General features: G+C 45.1%; 21 protein-coding genes. 10 read left to right on the plus strand and 11 right to left on the minus strand.

Annotated features, from left to right (window positions below; genetic code table 11):
- Nucleotides 1-60: 60 nt before the first annotated feature.
- The 4 genes from lpdA to pdhA are packed head-to-tail and all read right to left on the minus strand — an operon-like array spanning nt 61 to nt 4789.
- Complete coding sequence (lpdA, locus tag H525_RS0105415) at nt 61-1440, minus strand: dihydrolipoyl dehydrogenase (protein WP_027415366.1); 1380 nt, start codon at nt 1438-1440, stop codon at nt 61-63.
- A gap of 12 nt (nt 1441-1452) precedes the next feature.
- Entirely contained in the window at nt 1453-2778 is a 1326-nt protein-coding gene (locus H525_RS0105420; protein WP_027415367.1) for a dihydrolipoamide acetyltransferase family protein, read from the minus strand.
- A gap of 13 nt (nt 2779-2791) precedes the next feature.
- Complete coding sequence (locus H525_RS0105425) at nt 2792-3775, minus strand: alpha-ketoacid dehydrogenase subunit beta (protein ID WP_027415368.1); 984 nt, start codon at nt 3773-3775, stop codon at nt 2792-2794.
- A gap of 27 nt (nt 3776-3802) precedes the next feature.
- Nucleotides 3803-4789: a pyruvate dehydrogenase (acetyl-transferring) E1 component subunit alpha gene (gene pdhA / locus H525_RS0105430; protein ID WP_027415369.1), complete on the minus strand. Its 987-nt coding sequence runs from the start codon at nt 4787-4789 to the stop codon at nt 3803-3805.
- 251 nt (nt 4790-5040) lie between these two features.
- On the opposite strand from pdhA, the gene H525_RS0105435 reads away from it, so the two are divergent.
- The 6 genes from H525_RS0105435 (at nt 5041) to H525_RS0105460 (ending at nt 9121) form a co-directional block, all read left to right on the plus strand.
- A complete protein-coding gene (locus tag H525_RS0105435; RefSeq protein WP_027415370.1) occupies nt 5041-5298 on the plus strand; it encodes an HPr family phosphocarrier protein in 258 nt (85 codons plus the stop codon).
- 56 nt (nt 5299-5354) lie between these two features.
- Nucleotides 5355-6602, plus strand: a complete 1248-nt coding sequence (locus tag H525_RS0105440) for an NAD(P)H-dependent oxidoreductase (protein ID WP_027415371.1) — start codon at nt 5355-5357, stop codon at nt 6600-6602.
- 30 nt (nt 6603-6632) lie between these two features.
- The gene (locus tag H525_RS0105445) at nt 6633-7067 is read left to right on the plus strand and encodes a transcriptional regulator GutM (protein ID WP_162142471.1); all 435 of its coding nucleotides are present in this window, start codon (nt 6633-6635) and stop codon (nt 7065-7067) included.
- Between the two features lie 23 nt (nt 7068-7090).
- Nucleotides 7091-7657 carry a PTS glucitol/sorbitol transporter subunit IIC gene (srlA, locus tag H525_RS0105450; RefSeq protein WP_027415373.1) on the plus strand — a complete coding sequence of 189 codons (567 nt, stop codon included), beginning with the start codon at nt 7091-7093 and terminating at the stop codon, nt 7655-7657.
- Nucleotides 7658-7672: 15 nt separating this feature from the next.
- Entirely contained in the window at nt 7673-8671 is a 999-nt protein-coding gene (srlE, locus tag H525_RS0105455; RefSeq protein WP_027415374.1) for a PTS glucitol/sorbitol transporter subunit IIB, read from the plus strand.
- 90 nt (nt 8672-8761) lie between these two features.
- Nucleotides 8762-9121 (plus strand): PTS glucitol/sorbitol transporter subunit IIA, encoded by a 360-nt coding sequence (locus H525_RS0105460; protein WP_027415375.1) that lies wholly within the window; start codon nt 8762-8764, stop codon nt 9119-9121.
- Nucleotides 9122-9222: 101 nt separating this feature from the next.
- Here H525_RS0105460 and H525_RS0105465 read toward each other — a convergent pair whose 3' ends face one another.
- Nucleotides 9223-9483 carry a metal-sensing transcriptional repressor gene (locus tag H525_RS0105465; RefSeq protein ID WP_027415376.1) on the minus strand — a complete coding sequence of 87 codons (261 nt, stop codon included), beginning with the start codon at nt 9481-9483 and terminating at the stop codon, nt 9223-9225.
- A gap of 86 nt (nt 9484-9569) precedes the next feature.
- Nucleotides 9570-11219, minus strand: a complete 1650-nt coding sequence (locus tag H525_RS0105470) for a CoA-disulfide reductase (RefSeq protein ID WP_027415377.1) — start codon at nt 11217-11219, stop codon at nt 9570-9572.
- Nucleotides 11220-11722: 503 nt separating this feature from the next.
- On the opposite strand from H525_RS0105470, the gene H525_RS28925 reads away from it, so the two are divergent.
- Both H525_RS28925 and H525_RS29350 read left to right on the plus strand, forming a co-directional pair.
- Complete coding sequence (locus H525_RS28925) at nt 11723-11857, plus strand: hypothetical protein (RefSeq protein WP_281172576.1); 135 nt, start codon at nt 11723-11725, stop codon at nt 11855-11857.
- An 87-nt stretch (nt 11858-11944) separates the two neighbouring features.
- A complete protein-coding gene (locus tag H525_RS29350; RefSeq protein ID WP_155837154.1) occupies nt 11945-12082 on the plus strand; it encodes a hypothetical protein in 138 nt (45 codons plus the stop codon).
- Between the two features lie 39 nt (nt 12083-12121).
- Here H525_RS29350 and H525_RS0105480 read toward each other — a convergent pair whose 3' ends face one another.
- Nucleotides 12122-12778: a stage II sporulation protein M gene (locus H525_RS0105480; RefSeq protein ID WP_027415378.1), complete on the minus strand. Its 657-nt coding sequence runs from the start codon at nt 12776-12778 to the stop codon at nt 12122-12124.
- A gap of 142 nt (nt 12779-12920) precedes the next feature.
- Here H525_RS0105480 and pdaB point away from each other — a divergent pair, with 142 nt between their 5' ends.
- A complete protein-coding gene (pdaB, locus tag H525_RS0105485) occupies nt 12921-13679 on the plus strand; it encodes a polysaccharide deacetylase family sporulation protein PdaB (protein ID WP_035100084.1) in 759 nt (252 codons plus the stop codon).
- A gap of 150 nt (nt 13680-13829) precedes the next feature.
- On the opposite strand, the gene H525_RS0105490 is transcribed toward pdaB, so the two are convergent.
- Nucleotides 13830-14411 (minus strand): KinB-signaling pathway activation protein, encoded by a 582-nt coding sequence (locus tag H525_RS0105490; protein WP_027415380.1) that lies wholly within the window; start codon nt 14409-14411, stop codon nt 13830-13832.
- A 153-nt stretch (nt 14412-14564) separates the two neighbouring features.
- Here H525_RS0105490 and gerD point away from each other — a divergent pair, with 153 nt between their 5' ends.
- The gene (gene gerD, locus H525_RS0105495; protein WP_035100087.1) at nt 14565-15311 is read left to right on the plus strand and encodes a spore germination lipoprotein GerD; all 747 of its coding nucleotides are present in this window, start codon (nt 14565-14567) and stop codon (nt 15309-15311) included.
- Between the two features lie 166 nt (nt 15312-15477).
- On the opposite strand, the gene H525_RS0105500 is transcribed toward gerD, so the two are convergent.
- The 3 genes from H525_RS0105500 to H525_RS0105510 all read right to left on the minus strand — a co-directional run bounded on the left by H525_RS0105500 (nt 15478) and on the right by H525_RS0105510 (nt 18011).
- Complete coding sequence (locus H525_RS0105500) at nt 15478-16593, minus strand: Mrp/NBP35 family ATP-binding protein (RefSeq protein ID WP_027415382.1); 1116 nt, start codon at nt 16591-16593, stop codon at nt 15478-15480.
- A gap of 159 nt (nt 16594-16752) precedes the next feature.
- Complete coding sequence (gene cwlD, locus H525_RS0105505) at nt 16753-17466, minus strand: N-acetylmuramoyl-L-alanine amidase CwlD (RefSeq protein ID WP_027415383.1); 714 nt, start codon at nt 17464-17466, stop codon at nt 16753-16755.
- 104 nt (nt 17467-17570) lie between these two features.
- On the minus strand, nt 17571-18011 hold the full coding sequence (locus H525_RS0105510) for a DUF2521 family protein (protein ID WP_027415384.1): 441 nt from the start codon (nt 18009-18011) through the stop codon (nt 17571-17573).
- Nucleotides 18012-18105 lie beyond the last annotated feature (94 nt).

Below are 18105 nucleotides of genomic sequence, written 5' to 3' on the forward strand. Positions count from 1 at the left end.
CATTTCATATAATCAAAACAACCTGAGTCGTAACGCATTCTCAGGTTGTTTTGATTATATTTACGAGTGAATACCTTTGCCAAGCCAACTCGCGGCGGCTTCCATCATGGTTTCCGATACGGTTGGGTGCGGAAAAATCATATTCGCCATTTCTTCAACAGTTCCTTCCAGATACATAAAGGCCGATGCCGTAGAAAGCATTTCTGTTACATGCGAACCCACAAACACTGCACCCAGAATTTCCCCATATTTTTCTTCTGCAATGATTTTCACAAACCCATCCGCATCATCACTGGCAATGGCTTTTCCATTACCCGCATGATGGTATATTTCTACTTTGACTTTATATCCTTTTTTACGCGCCTCTTCTTCCGTTAGTCCTACACTGGCAATTTCGGGCTGGGTATACACACATCGTGGAACGACCCGGTAATCCATCGGTTGACATCCTCCAACCGCATTGATCACCGCTACAGTTCCCTCGGCACTGGCTACGTGGGCCAACTGCCAACCCCCGACGAGATCGCCCACTGCGTAAATTCCCCTGATGCTGGTTTCCAAATAATCGTTTACCGCTACAAACGGGCCATTCATATTCAATCCTAACCCTTCCATTCCAGATAGATTAGGTTGACGACCGACGGCGATTAAGATTTCCTCGCAATCCAACTCGATTCCCTTTCCGTCAGGGCTTGTTACCCTAACGACCCGATCATTTCTCTTGGTGTCTATCGATTCAACTTTTGTTTGGGTCATAATAGTAATGCCTTTTTTTTCTAACGAGTTTTGAATGGCAGTAGCTGCATCCGGATCTTCATTCGGCACCAATCGGTCAGCCATTTCTACGATGGTTACGTTTGTCCCTAAACTTTCAAAGATGCAGGCAAATTCAATCCCGATAACACCGCCGCCGATAATGACGATGGAATTCGGGATTTCTGTCAACCTAAAAATGGTATCACTCGTATGATAAGCCACTTCCTTTGTGCCTTCGATCGGGGGAACCAAAGGAACGGAACCCGTAGCTAAAATCACGGAATCGGCTTGAATCGTTTGATTCTCGTTTCCGGAAATCAGGATCGTTTTATCTTTCTGAACCGTACCTTCCCCCTGGTACACATCTACCTTCCCTGCTTTAAGCAAGGAAGCGATCCCCATTCGCAGGCGTTTGATGACTTGATCCTTGCGAGCCATCATTTTTTCAAGAGAAAGAGTCAGCTCCCCTGTTTCAATCCCCCAGTTTTTCGCTGCTTTAATATCCTGGATCACTTCCGCATGGCGCAGGAGGGTTTTCGAAGGGATACAGCCGCGATTTAAACAGGTTCCACCTAACTGATCGGCTTCAATCAACGCGACCGTCTTTCCTTCCTTTGCCGCACGGATCGCCGCTACATAACCACCTGGACCGCCGCCGATCACCACAATATGATAAGATTTCATGATTATTTCCCCCTAAACGATCAGTTGATAAGGATTCTCTAACGCATCTTTTACTTCTTGAAGGAACTCGGCGGCTGGCGCTCCGTCGACGACGCGATGGTCAAAGGAAAGGCTCAGCGTCATCATCGGTCGGATTTCAATGTTTCCTTGGACGGCTACAGGCTTCTCGAGAATTCGTCCTACGCCAAGGATGGCGGTTTCCGGCTGATTGATGATCGGGGTGAAAGCGTCAATCGCATACATCCCCAGATTACTGATCGTAAACGTACCCCCGGACATATCGCCTGGAAGAAGCTTATTTTCTCTGGCTGCTTTTGCTAACTGTTTGCAATCCGCTGTCAGATCCGCCAGCCCTTTTTGTTCGGTTTGCTTGACAACAGGAACAACCAAACCATTCGGAACCGAAACAGCCAATCCAATATGGACATGCGGATGGTAGACGATATAGTCCCCCTGCAAGGAGGCATTAACGCTTGGATGTAAGACAAGCGCATGAGAAACGGCCTTCATAATAATTTCTGTATACGATAAACGAAATCCGGTTTTCTTCTCAACTACCGGGAGCAATGCTTTTCTCATGCCAATGGAACCCGTCATATCTACTTCCGTTGTTAAGGTTACGTGCGGTGCCGTCGTTACACTCTGGAGCATGCGCTGCGCGATAACTTTACGCATGCCTTCCACTTTCACCCGGTCGCCACCTTCCGCAGGCAGTTGTTGAGTCGGTTGACGATACGTTTGATTGAGCACATCTTCTTTGCGCACTTTCCCCTGCGGACCCGAACCGGTAATGGATTCGAGAGAAACGCCTTCCGCCTTCGCTATTTTCTTCGCTAAAGGCGTAGCCTTTACCAGCGTATAATTTTCTACATCGGCTTTGTGAATCCGTCCATGGGGACCGGATCCTTCGATTTCTTGAAGAGAAATCTTTTTTTCTTTCGCTATCTTTCTGGCAGCAGGCGTAGCCCGTACTTTTTCTGTTTCTCGTACGTTCCCGGCTTCTTCCTGAGAAGAGGATTCAACGTTTTCGGTTTCCGCAGGACGTTGTCCACCATCAATGGATCCATCCATACTTGGCGGAACATCAGGTACCACTTCCCCTTCGGCGCCGATGTAACCAATCACTTGATTAACAGGAACGACCGCATCCGGTCCATAGTAGATTTTCAATAGTTTCCCCGTTGCATACGATTCGACTTCGATATTGATTTTGTCGGTTAAGACCTCGAGTAAGATGTCTCCTTCCTGGACATCATCCCCTTCCTCCTTAAACCATTGAAGGATCGTACCCGTTTCCATCGTCATACTTAACTTGGGCATGAATACGTCTGTTGCCATGCTCTCTCCCCCTCTACGCTCGGTTTACGGTCTCTTTCACGGCTGCGATAATATCCGGCACCTGCGGAATCGCTGCTTTTTCAAGAATCGGGTTATAGGGCATGGGAATGGCTAACCCTCCCAATCGTTTGATCGGGGCATCCAGGTAATCGAATGCTTCACTTTCAGCGATCATACTGGCGATTTCACCACCGTATCCACCCCGTTTCACGGCTTCATGGACGACGACAAGCCTTCCTGTTTTCTTTACGGAAGCAATAATTGTTTCTTCGTCGAGGGGTACGAGAGTGCGTGGATCCACAATCTCTACACTAATCCCTTCTTTGTCCAGTTCTACCGCTGCTTCCAGTGCTTTATGAACCATAATCGCGGTTGCGACAATCGTGACATCTGTTCCTTCCCGTTTAATATCCGCTACACCGAGAGGGATCGAATAGGAACCTTCCGGTACATGTCCTTTCGTTCGGTAGCATAGTTTATGTTCATAAAAAATAACCGGATTTTCATCATCCATCGCGGCTTTTAACAATCCCTTGGCATCGTACGCGGTAGAAGGTTGGACCACCTTTAATCCGGGAATATGAGCCATCCACGCTTCCAGGCTTTGCGTATGCTGTGCGGCAGCTCCCGTACCCGAGCCAGCGGGAGTACGTAGAACCAGCGGAACTTTCCCTTTTCCACCGAACATGTACCGATTTTTAGCTGCCTGGTTGACGATTTGATCGGTGGCTATCGTAATAAAATCAGAAAATTGCAATTCAATGATCGGTTTCATCCCTGTCATGGCCGACCCCACAGCTGCACCTGCAATGGCTGCTTCGGAAATGGGTGTATTTCGTACACGTTCAGGGCCAAATTCCTCAATCATTCCACGAGTAACCCCGAAAGCGCCTCCATATACCCCGATGTCTTCCCCCATAATGAACACATCCGGGTTAACTCTCATTTCTTCCTGCATGGCTTCTCGTACAGCTTCTAAATAGGTGATCTCTCTCATCCTTACTCTCCTTCCTGCATCTCTGTATTATGCGTATACATCTTCTTCTAACGTATCGAGAGAAGGCATCGGGCTATTTTGCGCAAACTCCACAGCCTCTTCAATCTGTTTTTTTGCCTTTTGTTCGATTTCATTGGCCTGCTCTTCTGTCAGAATCCCTTCAGCGATAAGGTCTTTCTTCATGCGGGCAATGGGATCCCGATGATTTCTCCATTCCAGTTCTTCTTCACGTGTGCGGTATTTTTTCGCATCACTCTTGGAATGCCCTTTCCAACGATACGTTTTGGCGTCGATAAGCGTGGGGCCTTTTCCGCTTTTTGCGCGTTCTACTGCTTCGGCCATCACATTCATCACGGCGAAAATATCATTTCCGTCCACAACAACTCCGGGAATTCCATATGAGCTTGCCCGATCTGCGATATTTTCAATGTTGGTCATTTCTTTGACAGACCCAGACATCCCGTATTGATTATTTTCACAAAAGAAAATGACCGGAAGATCCCAAATCGAAGCCATATTCAGTGATTCATGGAAGCTTCCCTCGTTGGAGGCACCGTCCCCAAAGAAAGAAACCGTTACGTACCCAAGATTCTTCATTTTGGAAGTTAAAGCCGCCCCAACCGCGATAGGAATTCCGCCGCCCACAATTCCGTTGGCTCCTAAGTTCCCCTTGTCAACATCCGCAATATGCATGGAGCCGCCTTTTCCTTTGCAATACCCCGTCTCCCTGCCAAACAGTTCTGCCATCATGCGATTTACATTGGCTCCTTTTGCGATACAGTGACCGTGTCCCCGATGGGTACTGGTGATTTTATCCTGTTCCTCCAACAAAGCGATCGCACCGGCAGCTGTAGCTTCTTGCCCGACACAAAGATGAGTTGTTCCATGTATAAGACCCTTGGCAAAAAACTCATCCACTTTTTCATCAAAAAAACGAATCAGCCACATTTGGTGAAATAACTCAACAAGCTTTTCTTCTTTTATATTGCTTGGAAATTTTATACTATGAATCATGTCCAAGCCTCCTTTACAATTGTTCCAATACGTAACTTTGGTTCATAGTATAACAATTCGCTCTATTTACAGTCAATACATTTGTTTTAATGTATATCAAATGTTATTTGAGTTTGAAAAGTTAAAAAAATATTATTGACTTATGCTTTGGATTCGCTTACAATTCGATTTAACATATGGTAAACATGTTAACATATGATAAAGAATACCCAATACAACTGTTTGTACTCCATTAAAGGTGGTGAAAAAAAATGGTGGCGACAAATGTAAAAGTGATGTTGAATTCAGGATTGCATGCACGCCCGGCTTCAAACTTTATAAAAATCGCGAGTAAATATACGTGCGATATCTCCTTAGAGAAGGAAGGCAAAAAAGCTAACGCTAAAAGCATTATGGGGGTCATGTCTCTTGCCATTACGAAAGGAACTGAAATTACCGTCTCCGCTGAAGGAGATGACGCGGAAAAAGCACTTGCTGAGTTAACGGAATTTCTTTCCCGGGAGCACTAATCCGGACGTATGGAATTGTAAATAACTACAAATATTTAACAGTAGGAGTGAGAACTATGTCGATTTATCATTTATTAAAGTTGCGCGAACAGGAAGGCAGTTCTATTGGTGTGGCCGTCATTGGCGCAGGTCAAATGGGTTATGGATTAATCGCTCAAATTTCAAGAATACCTGGCATGCAAGTTCGTGGGGTTTGTGATGTGAATGTCTCGGCTGCGGAGAGAGCCGCTAACTACTATCTGGGACAGTTGGGTGACCGTAAGCATGATATTCTTGTAAATAAAGATTTCAGAAAAGTTATTCAACAAGAAACTGTTGACGTAGTAGTAGATGCAACCGGTGTTCCGGAAGTTGGGGCTAAGCTGGCCCTGGAAACGCTGTTAGCGAAAAAACACTTAGTTCTTTTAAATGTAGAGGTTGACATCACGATTGGCTCCATTCTTTCCCAAATGTTTAATGCTGCCGGTCTGGTATATACCGGTTCTGCAGGAGATGAGCCAGCCGCTACTATGGAACTTGTTGAATTTGCCCAATCTATTGGACTTGACGTTGTTGTGGCAGGCAAAGGTAAAAACAACCCCTTTATTCCTACTGCAAACCCGGATACATGCGCCGACGAAGCCAAACGCAAACATATGAGCCCGCACATGCTCGCTTCCTTTCAGGACGGAACAAAAACAATGGCTGAAATGAACCTGTTAAGCAACGCCACCGGGTTTATTCCCGACAAAGTTGGAATGCATGGAGTATCGGCTGACGTGAAAACCGTTGGAGACAAATTAAAGCTTATTTCTGAAGGCGGAGTTCTTGAGAAGTATGGTGTTGTAGAATATGTTCACGGCCTTGCCCCGGGAGTATTTGTTATTGTTCATAGCCCCTTAGAGCCAGTAGATGCAGAGCTTCGTTATTTATCCGTCGGTAAAGGACCTTACTATACGCTGTACCGTCCGTATCACCTGGCCAGTTTAGAAACTCCTATCTCTGTAGCAAGAGCTTTACTGCTTAATGAGCCAACGATTCAAACGATTGGCGGACCTGTTTCTGAAACGGTAGCCGTCGCTAAACGCGATATCGTTGCTGGAGAGAAAATTGATGGAATCGGTGGTTATTCTGTTCGTGGTGTAGTCGAAACCCACCGGGAAGCGGTAGAACAAAAACACATTCCGATCGGTCTCATTGCCGGGGATGTGGTGGCAAAACGAAATATTGAAGTTGGCCAATTTTTAACGTATGACGACGTTGAAATGGATACAACCACGACAGTATGGCACCTTCGTCAGCTGCAAGATGGTCTATTCCGTTAATATTATTTGACCTTGAGAGGAGGTGAAGTCTTGAATACCTTGTTATGGATTACACTGGGGGCTGCGGCCTGGTTGTTGCAATATGCGTTTACCCTTATTCAAATTCGGCATTACCGCTCCGCAATGAAAGAATTGGTCGATCAATATCGTGGTTTGGACGGTTTTCATCTCTTCTCGGGTATTTCCAGAAAAGCGTTAGGTTCCGGCGCGATTGTATTGCTCATCGTGGACGATGATTATCGGATCCACAATTGTAAGGTTCTGTCTGGTATTAGCGTCTTTACCCGCTTCAAGCCATTTACAAAATGTGAAGGTCAACACGTGGCAGAGGTTCTCGCAGAAGCTTACAAAACGGTAAAGAACCGAAGAGCCAGAGTAAGTGCCAAAAGTAAATCGTTGGCGAAAGCGTTTCAAATGGCCTCTGAAAATGCAATTCAAGTTATTTCGTCAAAAAAGGCGGCCTAAATCTTAATTAAGGAGGAAGTTTCATGCACTGGATCGTATGGGCAGGTTCACATTTTATCGGCATGTTTAATGAAGGTGGCAAAACCTTCATGGGTCTCGTCACCGGTATTATTCCGACATTGATTGTTCTATTAACCTTTACCAATGCCATTATTAAATTGATTGGAGAAGAACGGACAAATAAAGCACTTCGCTTTGCTTCGAAATACCTCATTCTACGCTATACGTTAATGCCTGTGTTAGCGGTTTTAATTCTTACGAACCCCATGTGTTATACATTTGGGCGCTTCTTACCAGAGAGACAAAAGCCAGCTTTTTATGATGCCTCTGTTTCCTTTGTGCATCCTGTAACCGCTTTCTTCCCTTATGCGAATGCCGGGGAGCTGTTTGTTTGGCTGGGTATAGCAAATGGAGTGGAAAAAGCCGGATTTAATATTGCCCCGTTAGGTGTCCGCTATTTCTTAGTCGGGATTGTTGTTATCTTCATTCGTGGGGTTGTGACTGAATATATCACAAAGTACTTAACTGCTCGTGGCGAAGCCAGAAATAAAGCAGCGGCTGGTTCGGATGAATTAGCCGAATCAGTATAGAAATGGGGGAGTATCATGGCAAAATCAATTCGTGTTAAAAAAGGTTCCGGTGGCTGGGGGACAGGTTTTATCATCACGCCAAAAGGAAAGAAGGCCAAAGTCGTTTCCATTACCGGCGGCGGAATTCACCCGGTTGCCCAAAAAATTGCCGAACTGGCTGGAGTTGTGGCCGTAGATGGATTCTCTACATCAGTTCCCGAAGATGAAATGATGTGTGTCGTCATCGACTGTGGCGGAACGGCCCGCATTGGAGTTTATCCCATGAAACGGATTCCCACCGTTGACGTTCTGCCTTCGTCACCTTCCGGTCCTCTGTCTAAATTTATTAAAGAAGATATCTTTGTATCCGGTGTAACAGTTAATGACATAGAAATTGCTGAAGGTGAAGCACAGGCACAAGAAATAACTGAAAAGTTTGAACCGATTAATGCAAAAACATTTGAAGAGAAAAAAGCAGCAGCGAAGAAAGCGGCGGCGGCTTCCCAGAAGTCCAACTGGCTGCTGCGAATCTCTAAATCCATTGGGTATGTGATAGGAGTTCTTTATCAGGCTGGTCGCGACTCTGTTGATATGCTTCTCAAAAACATTATCCCTTTCATGGCTTTCGTTGCAATGCTAATGGGGATTATCAACTACACAGGCTTAGGGCAGCTATTAGCGAAGGGACTAGTGCCGCTGGCAGGTTCACTAGGCGGGCTAATCGTGTTGGTTGTTATTTGTACCATTCCTTTCTTATCTCCCGTTCTGGGCCCCGGGGCCGTAATTGCTCAAATTATTGGAGTTTTGATCGGAAGCCAGATTGCCATAAAAGCAATTCCAGCCTCCTATGCCTTGCCCGCTTTGTTTGCGATTGATGGGCAGGTTGGATGTGACTTTGTCCCGGTAGGATTGTCCCTTGGGGAAGCCAAACCGGAGACGATTGAATACGGGGTGCCCGCTGTGCTTTACAGCCGTTTGATTACTGGTGTTGTGGCTGTAGTGATTGCTTATTTTGCAAGCTTGGGCATGTATTAATATTCAAAAGTATCTTATATTCAATTTATATCAGTCACTCTTCTAGTGAAAAATGACTATGCATTTTTATTATTACGAGGAGGAATTCATGTGAAAAAATCAGTTGTATCTCAAATAGGGCCGATGGCTTTGGAATTTGAAGAAGAAAAGGTGCTGATTTTTTTCGGCCCGCAGGCCCCTGAAGAATTAAAAGAAGTCGCGGTCATTCATGAAATTCATGAACACCATGAGAAACCGATTTCTGCGGGGGACACATTAATGATCGATGATCAGACATATCACATTGTAAAGGTTGGAACAGAAGCGAATAAAAATTTAAACGAACTCGGACATATTTCGATTTACTTCACCGAAGCACCTGAAGATGTTTTGCCCGGTTCTATCTACGCTACCCCTCATGTATACCCTAAGATTGTGGAGGGTTCTCAGATCGAGTTTTTAAAGAAGTAAGCGGCATAGAATATGTGCTAGAATCAAAAAAGCCGAGCTAGTCCAGACGAAAAACCTGAACCTGCTCGGCTTAAATTTACCTATCTCTTATCCGCTGTATGTTATCTGCTTTTTACAAGCAGATCAACTGCTTCTTTGATAACCGATTCAGGATTATTTCCCTGTTCCAGTTCCTTGCGAATGCACGCCTCGATATTGTTTGCGACGACTACTCCCACCACACGATCCACTGCTGAACGAATAGCCGATAATTGTGTCACCACATCCCGGCAATCCTTCTCTTGCTCCATCATGCTTAATACACCACGTATCTGACCTTCAATTCTGCGCAGCCGGTTTTTCATTTGATCGTTGTATTCCATATCAAAGTTACACCCCAGATTTATAATATACGATCTTGGGTATTATATTTTTTTTTACATCTATTGTCAACCTGCTTGACTGCCTTTCACCCTTGCTGTACAGCGGAATACGTTTTCCAGCCTCCATCCAGGTTTTTCACCTTGTATCCATTTTCCATGAGAATACGGGCGGCAAGGTATCCTCTAAGTCCTACCTGGCAGGAAACGTAGAGTTCCTGATGTTTTGGAATTTCATTCATCCTCTCCCGAATTTGGCCCAAAGGTATGTTTATTGACCCCTTGATATAACCCATTTCGCGTTCCGCTTCCTCCCTCACATCAATCAGGAGTCCGCCATTTTTAACAATGTCATCAATCTCGTACCACTGTACAGTTTCTACTTTCTCTTCCATTATGTTCGTTGCTACATACCCAAGCATATTGACCGGGTCTTTTGCAGAAGAATAAGGTGGTGCATACGCCAATTCAAGGTCCGGCAAATCCAGTACGGATAGCCCCCCTTTTATCGCTGTGGCAATCACATCGATTCTTTTATCCACCCCATCAAAACCGACTCCTTGAGCCCCAAATATTTTTCCGGTACCCGGCTCAAACAAAAGTTTAAGAGCCATCGATGAAGCCCCCGGATAATATCCTGCATGCGAACCCGGATGAATATGAATTGCCCGGTAATCAATGCCCAATCTCTTTAACGTTTTTTCGTTATTGCCTGTGGCAGCGGCCGTAAAATCAAACACCTTAACAATTGATGTCCCCATTGTTCCTCTGTACGCAGCTTTTTTTCCATAAATATGGTCAGCTACGATTCTAGCTTGGCGATTGGCCGGCCACGCCAGTGGAATCATGGTTGGTTGTCCGTTAATATAATCCGTGACTTCAATAGCATCTCCCAGGGCGTAAATATACGGGTCAGAAGTCTGTAACGCATCATTGACTTTAATGCCCCCTCTTTCACCCAACTCCAGCCCGGCCTCACGAGCAAGCTGATTTTCCGGCCGTACACCGATTGAAAGGATAATCATATCGGTCTCAAGTTCTCTTCCACTGGTAAGCATAAGTTTATTGCCATTTGGGGCAACCTCTGTTACTCCGTCATTTAAAATCAATTCTACTCCCTTATTTCGAACGTGTGTATGAAGAATGGAAGCCATCTCGAAATCGAGCGGTGCCATAATTTGATTTGACATTTCAACGAGCGTGACCTGTATCCCATGGCTGCTCAAATTCTCGACCATTTCTACCCCGATAAATCCTCCTCCGACAATGACCGCTTTTCGAGGCTTCTTCTCATCGACAAACGCTTTAATTTTGTCGGTATCCGGGATGTTCCGCAGCGTGAATACATTGGACGCCTCCAATAAGCCCGGGATAGGGGGAACAACCGGTTTTGCGCCCGGGGATAGCACAAGCACATCATACTCTTCCTCATACGTTTTGCCCGACTGTATATCTTTTATTTCAAGCGTTTTTCTTTCCTTATTGATGGATACCGCTTCACTTTCTACACGGATATCCAGATTGAACCGTTTAGCCATTCCTTCAACCGTTTGAACGAGCAATGCATTACGATTTGTAATAATCCCGCCGATGTAATAAGGCAGGCCGCAGTTTGCAAAAGATATAAATTCTCCTCTTTCAACTAGGACAATATGCGAGTTCTCATCCAGCCTTCTTAGACGCGCAGCAGTTGTTGCACCACCAGCGACGCCCCCGACAACGACTATCTTTTTCCCCATTAGTTAGCCTCCTATATACCATACAGGGTATTTATTGTTTCTTTTATTTTACTGCAAAAATAAAAAAAAGGTAAGGCTAATTATGTCAAATGGATGATTTTTAAAATTTTATGTTAGACCGCCACTTGCTCTCACAAATCGCTGCGCTTAATCATTCGGTATGCAAACAATATAAGGGCGACTAAACCAAGCTTCATGCAAACAAACAATGCCAGGAACATCCCTCTTCCCCCCCTGTAACAGTAAACAACGTTACTTTCTAACAGCACATATTGATTAAGTATATAGCAGGATTATCATTGTGAGTATGAGGGTTTTCCCCTAATCGCAATCAAATTGTGACATTTATTTGAAAATAGATAAGCTCAAAGAAGACAAACCGTTCCATTCCCTAAAAAATAAGAAAAACTCGCAGGCGTTGCCGCTCGTCCTTTTTCTGCAGGGAAGCGAAACGGCCGCTTAGTGACCGGAAGGTCGGACCGACAAAACATCCGGGTACCTCAATGATGGAGACAATTGTCGGTCTGATCGACCTTCCGGCCACACGCTCCACATCGAAAAAGCAACGTTCGGCACACTCCCGCGAGTTTTTCTCAGGTGACCCATGGAGGAAAGTATATGTTGCTTTAATACTGTAAAGCAACATATACTTTCTTTAACGGTAAGAAAAACTCGCGGGCGTTGCCGCTCGTCCTTTTTCTGCAGGGAAGCGAAACGGCCGCTTAGTGACCGGAAGGGGACCGACAAAACATCCGGGTATCTCAAGGATGGAGACAATTGTCGGTCTGATCGACCTTCCGGCCACACGCTCCACATCGAATAAGAAATGGCGCGAAAAACGCGCCAATCTAATTTCATTCTAATTTTTATGGTCTAATTTCATAATTGTAATGCTTATCTTCTTATTTCATTAAATGCTTCATTGTTTTGATCTGTTCTCCCATCACCCCGTGAAGCAAAAGAGGCGTAATGGTACTTTCAATAATCGCCGCTAAAAAGAGCATCACAACAACCGTACTGATAATTATCGGCAAATCCTTCAGCATGTCGTGGAACCGTGTCGATACAACCGCCCTATTTGAAGGCACAAACAAACCGGCAAACCATTGAAATACAACCACACCAAACTTAATTCCAATCGATGCGGCAAAAATAATAGCCGTTAGTTCAAGAATGCCATGCGGCAAAATTCCCACCGCAAAAAGCTCCAAAGGGTTAACCCCATCCATCTGGTACATCTTAAGAAGAAATCCCAAAATAATCCCGTTCATTACCAAGCCTATGATCGGATAAATACCGATAAAGAAAATTCCGAGTCCGACCATACTCGCGGCGGCCAGAACATTGTTTTTAAAAATAATCCAAAACGTATATAACGGGTTATTAACGGAATTTATGTCGCGGGCAATGCGATCTAATCCCTGAAATAGTGCGCGTATCACACTCTTAATCAAAGGGGCGTTAAAATATCCCACAAGTACACCGAGCAGCATGAGGGCAGCGCCTAAACCGATATACCCTTTGTTTTCTTTAATGATACCTCCCAGCCGTTTGAGCATTCGCTTATTCGTTCCCCTTTCAACGTGGCTTCTCTATGATGATACCATAATTTTCGAATGCTGCCCTGTCATTCATAAGTCATATCCCTGTCCAAACCGCATACATATGTAGTGGACAAAACCTAATCGGGGGGTGTACAGATTGTTTTGGATATACAACGCCAAACGTCTCAAACAGTATTTTATCATTTTTACCGCAGCACTATTCGCAGTCGGCATCGGATGGGCAGAACGCGATAATATGTCTATTTTTACATCCAGTAACGCGGAACCCCACGCCATCTACAAAGTGAACACGAAAGAAAAGAAACTAGCCTTAACATTTGATATTAGTTGGGGGGAGCAACGGACGGGTCCAATTCTTGATATTTTAGAGAAAAAGGGTGTGAAAAAAGCAACCTTCTTTCTCTCTTCACCATGGAGCGAGACCCATCCGGAAATCGTAAAACGCATTAAAGATATGGGTTTTGAAATTGGTTCTCATGGCCATAAACACGTAAATTACAGCAGTCTAAGCGATGAAGAAATCAAAACACAAATCGGAAAAGCCGATGCTATTCTGAAAAATCTTACAGGAGCTTCTCCTAAACTCATACGCACCCCGAACGGTAATTTTGATCAGCGGGTATTAAAGACTGCCTCATCAATGGGCTATACGGTTATACAGTGGGATACAGACTCAAAAGACTGGTTGAATCCTGGAACGGAGCAGATCGTGGCGAATGTAACGAAAAAGGCCCACCCCGGAGACATTATTCTTTTGCACGCTAGCGACACGTGTAAACAAACACACATTGCCCTTCCAATCATTATTGATCAACTGAGGCAAAAAGGATATGAGTTTGTTACTGTATCGGAGCTTTTGGCAGGGGCCAGCGTGAATGCGAAAGAAGTACAATGAAAAAAGTTCAGCTTTTATTCGTCCTTTTATAGGAAAAAAACCCGGGCGTAGCACGCACCCGGGTTTTCTATACAGCCGGCAATAAGTTTGAGCTTTCTTACGAACACAAAGTAACCAAACCAGTTTTCCACGCCTGTGAGCCCGGTACAATCAACTGCTTTTCACCAGTCTGTGCAGCTGCATAATCTGCCATATATTGCACAGAAAAAGCGGAATTAGCATAAACAGCATAGATTTTATATTATTCGTCCGCAATGCCGGCACCCATTCCAGTGTAGTCACCGCAAACATAAAAAACACTGTTGGAATCCATGCGGTCCTGTTGGTGGCTTGAACTTTAAAAAATGCGACAACAACGGCCAGCACCAGCAGTACTGCAGGCAACACGACATAGCTTAAAAGCGAAGCCTGCCCCGCAAAAATGTCGTGCCGCAATACAACGAGATCAATGAATACCAATAAAATAAGGATGATTTGAATGCCTTCCCAAAGGCTTTTCTTCTTAAAAAACCCCAGGGCCATATAATTTATCGTGAGATAAGCGAAAAAACCCATTTGGCTTATTACACTAAACATAATTCCAGCAAGCACATTGCCAAACAGCCCCATTCCAAAATTAGCAAACCCGTTTTTAAATGTTTCCTGGCCGATGATAACCCCCGAGACGAGGCCCCCTATACCGCCAAGTAATAATGTTGAAAAGAAAAGAAAAGACCATTTCTTCAGATTCATCGGTAACCAACCCCTCCAGATTTCCCAGCCCATTTGATTGTATCAACACAAGTTATAAAAAACCAGTAATTTTACGTATTTGAAAAGGGATAAACAAATACCGCCTTTCACATTCTAAAAGTATAAACGAAGGAAGAAAGGTGGTATATACTGGTGAATGTACGGAAAAATGTACGCTATTTCTATCTCATTCTTGCTTTTACTATGGTAACAGGTTGTGGCGCCGGGGGCGGAAATACCAATGCATCATCCCCTGACTATAGAGAAATGAAGCCCATGGTGGTAGATATCCTTAAAACAACTGAGGGAAAGCAGGCCATTAAAGAGGCGATGCAGGGCTCTGACGAATCGGGAGGACAACAGAAAGGCGGCATGTCAACAAAAAGCACAGGTGGATCCGGCGGGCAGGGCGGATCCAATCAAAGCCAGGGAGGCGGCGATACTGGTGACACGACGATGAAAATCCACCAAATGATGCAGGACCCGAAAATTGCCGCTTCATTTGCAAAAACGATGACAGAAGAAAACAGAACGCTGATTAAAGGATTGATAAAGGACCCGGAATACCAGAGAATGCTGATGGATGTTATGCGGGACCCGCAGTTTGAAAAAGTGTTGCTTGAAACAATGAAGAGCCCTTCTTATCGCCAGCAGACGATGTCCGTTATGAAGGATTCTCTGCAGAGCCCTCTGTTTCGTGTAGAAATGGTCAATTTAATTCATAAAGCCCAGCAGGAAATGGTCAGGCCTGAAGGCGGACAAATGGACCAGGGCACTCAACAGCAAGGCGGGGGCCAGGGCGATCAGGGTGGCAAAAGCAAGGGCGGTAAAGGTAATAAAGAAGGAAAAGGCGGTAAGGGAGGCGGCGATAGCAGCGATGGCGGCGGTGGCGGCAGCTGATTACACACGTCATCTCCAGATCATAAATGTTTCTTATACATTAAAGAAAACGCTGCTCTTCTTAAAAATGAGCAGCGTTTTTTTACCAGCGCAACCAGCTTCATAATCTATAACAAGTATTTTATACTGGCGTACGAGTATCGTGATACATCACGACAGATTCTTCTTATAAGTGCACTTTACATTTTTTATCGACGGTTCTCGCCAATTCCATATACACGTTTCCGATCGTCTCATTTTCCCGGTAAACGGACGGAGCGTAGCGTTCTTCATCACGCATAGGCTCAGGCTGTCCAAGCGGAATTTGCGCCAGCAATTCCGAGTTGAGCTGTTCTGCCAGCTTCTCGCCGCCGCCGCTGCCGAAAATCGGGTCCTTTTCCCCGGTTTTATTCACATAATAAGACATATTTTCTACGACACCGAGGATTTCATGGTTGGTTTTTAACGCCATTGCCCCGGCACGGGCCGCTACAAAAGCCGCTGTTGGATGCGGTGTTGTTACAATGATCTCTTTACTGTGGGGAATCATTTGATGGACATCCAAAGCCACGTCCCCAGTTCCCGGCGGGAGGTCAAGAATCATGTAATCCAGTTGCCCCCAATGAACTTCACTAAAGAAATTGCGGAGCATTTTACCAAGCATTGGGCCGCGCCAGATAATCGGCGAATTGTCCTCGACAAAAAAACCCATCGAGATCACTTTCACACCCAGCCGCTGAACAGGCATAATGGTATTGTCCACAACCACGGGCCGCTGCGTGATGCCCATCATATCCGGGACGCTGAATCCGTAGATGTCTGCATCAATCACGCCGACTTTCTTGCCAAGTCGGGCAAGGGATGCCGCGAGATTAACGGTGACCGTTGATTTGCCAACGCCGCCCTTACCGCTCGTTACTGCGATGAATACGGTGTTAGATTCCGGGCCAAGAATAGGCGAAATGGCGTTCAATCCAGCTCCATGCCCCTGCACTCCCGCGCTCTGTGCCTGATTCGGATTGCCGCTGCGAATGATAGCGGATACGCGGGCCCGTTCTTCATCTGTCATGGATCCGAAATGAACGGTCACCTGTTCCGCACCCAAGGATCTAATTGCATTTTCTACATCTTCCTGGATTTTTACTTTAAGAGGGCATCCTTGAATCGTAAGGATGATATCGAGTTCAACTTTTGTATCATTAATCTTGATGTTTCGAACCATTCCCAGTTCTACGACACTGCGATGAATTTCCGGATCTTCCACATCTTTTAACGCTTCTAACACTTTCTCTTCTGTGATCAAAGAATTCACCTCTTTAGATATTGACTGCTTATTTGTTTGTAGAGGAGGAAAGTATAGCTTTCTTTCTCTACACAGGTGCAACTAAGGCTATGACCAGGCCCGCGGATCGGCGTTAGCCAGGTTTTCTTTATTATAGCATTCCTTGCTTGTTCGTCTAGATTATTGGCCGGACATCGGTTTTTCTCCCGAATAATATCGCAGAATCCCCTGATAAATAGCGTTTGCCATTTTTTTTTGATATTTGGTATCGGAAAGCAGGCGGGCTTCATTTTCGTTGGAAAGAAAGCCGACTTCGACAAGCACAGCCGGCACTGACGAAGCGCGGAGAATATATATATCATGATTCCTTTTTGCTTCTCTGTCTGTATTATTGATCACACGACGAATTTCACTCTGAATCAATTGCGCGCACCGCTGTGAATCCTCATACGCCGGATGATAAAAGACCTGCGCGCCTGACCATTTCGGGGATGGGATCGCATTCAAATGAATGCTTACTAAAAGGTCTCCCTGGTTTTCCTTGACAAGGCGCGCCCGGCGAATTAAATCTTCAGTTTTTCGCTTGCTCAACCCTTTTGTATTCGGGTGGGCCAAATCCGTGTCATTTTCCCGGGTCAGCACAACAAGAGCTCCTGCTTGCTGCAGAAAATCACGAAGAGATAACGTAATGAGCAGCGTAACATCCTTTTCTACCAGCCCGTCCTTACTCACAGCACCTCCATCAGGCCCTCCGTGTCCGGCATCGAGTACAATAATTTTACCCGACAAAGGCAAGGACCATCCTGACCACGAGTCATCAATTGGAATTTTATATGTAAACAGGGCGATTACGGTACAAAGGGCCGCTATCCAGCCTAATACTTTGCGCGTCATGAACGAATTATCCCTCCTTCTGATTTAGCTGCTTATAAACCATATGGTACAACCCGTTCATTTATGCATAAAAAGCAAAAGGCGAACCTTTAATAAGTTCGCCATTAGAGCAGCCGTAATTTTCGCTGCTTCTCCCCGTACGCCATTCCTTTGCGAAACCATTTGCCGGATAAGTCTTCTGCGATAATAAAAACAGAATAAGCGTCCCATTCACCAATACAACGGTTCACCTTAAACATATCTGCTATCTCCTGGATGTGCAGCGCAAAGCGCACCTCATACATTTGTTCAATTTCCTGCCCGCTGCGCCCGGTTCTGTATAATTTACTCGCTTGCACGCCTACATAAAAGAATTCCGCTATGATTTCCAGCAAAAACCGCTCGACCATATAGCGCTGCAGAAATCTCAAATGACTGATGGAAGGACGAATAATCGTATGACAATAATTTAAAATCTCCCCACCGTCAATTCCATCGAGAACTTTCTCCCTAAGCCACTCATCTTTTTCCTGCGACCATTGTTGAAATGAAACAACGTTATCCATGCCATCACCCTTGTATGTCCTGTCCATTTCCTTCTATTCTTTTCCATATGGAATGGCGGGCATACGCAAGGGATTTTTTACATGAAAAAAAGCC

Origin of the sequence: Aneurinibacillus terranovensis DSM 18919 (genome assembly GCF_000430625.1) — a bacterium.
In the GTDB taxonomy this organism is placed as follows: Bacteria; Bacillota; Bacilli; order Aneurinibacillales; family Aneurinibacillaceae; genus Aneurinibacillus_B; species Aneurinibacillus_B terranovensis.

Coding starts and splice junctions, on each gene's coding strand:
- H525_RS0105480 (WP_027415378.1), bottom strand. CDS start 12,778: ATGCTCAAACGGCTGGGAGGTATCATTAAAGAAAACAAAGGGTATATC.
- H525_RS0105470 (WP_027415377.1), bottom strand. CDS start 11,219: ATGGGGAAAAAGATAGTCGTTGTCGGGGGCGTCGCTGGTGGTGCAACA.
- H525_RS0105440 (WP_027415371.1), top strand. CDS start 5,355: ATGTCGATTTATCATTTATTAAAGTTGCGCGAACAGGAAGGCAGTTCT.
- H525_RS28925 (WP_281172576.1), top strand. CDS start 11,723: ATGATGGAGACAATTGTCGGTCTGATCGACCTTCCGGCCACACGCTCC.
- cwlD (WP_027415383.1), bottom strand. CDS start 17,466: ATGACGCGCAAAGTATTAGGCTGGATAGCGGCCCTTTGTACCGTAATC.
- H525_RS0105435 (WP_027415370.1), top strand. CDS start 5,041: ATGGTGGCGACAAATGTAAAAGTGATGTTGAATTCAGGATTGCATGCA.
- H525_RS0105490 (WP_027415380.1), bottom strand. CDS start 14,411: ATGAATCTGAAGAAATGGTCTTTTCTTTTCTTTTCAACATTATTACTT.
- lpdA (WP_027415366.1), bottom strand. CDS start 1,440: ATGAAATCTTATCATATTGTGGTGATCGGCGGCGGTCCAGGTGGTTAT.
- pdhA (WP_027415369.1), bottom strand. CDS start 4,789: ATGATTCATAGTATAAAATTTCCAAGCAATATAAAAGAAGAAAAGCTT.
- H525_RS0105420 (WP_027415367.1), bottom strand. CDS start 2,778: ATGGCAACAGACGTATTCATGCCCAAGTTAAGTATGACGATGGAAACG.
- srlE (WP_027415374.1), top strand. CDS start 7,673: ATGGCAAAATCAATTCGTGTTAAAAAAGGTTCCGGTGGCTGGGGGACA.
- H525_RS0105425 (WP_027415368.1), bottom strand. CDS start 3,775: ATGAGAGAGATCACCTATTTAGAAGCTGTACGAGAAGCCATGCAGGAA.
- H525_RS0105510 (WP_027415384.1), bottom strand. CDS start 18,011: ATGGATAACGTTGTTTCATTTCAACAATGGTCGCAGGAAAAAGATGAG.
- srlA (WP_027415373.1), top strand. CDS start 7,091: ATGCACTGGATCGTATGGGCAGGTTCACATTTTATCGGCATGTTTAAT.
- H525_RS0105465 (WP_027415376.1), bottom strand. CDS start 9,483: ATGGAATACAACGATCAAATGAAAAACCGGCTGCGCAGAATTGAAGGT.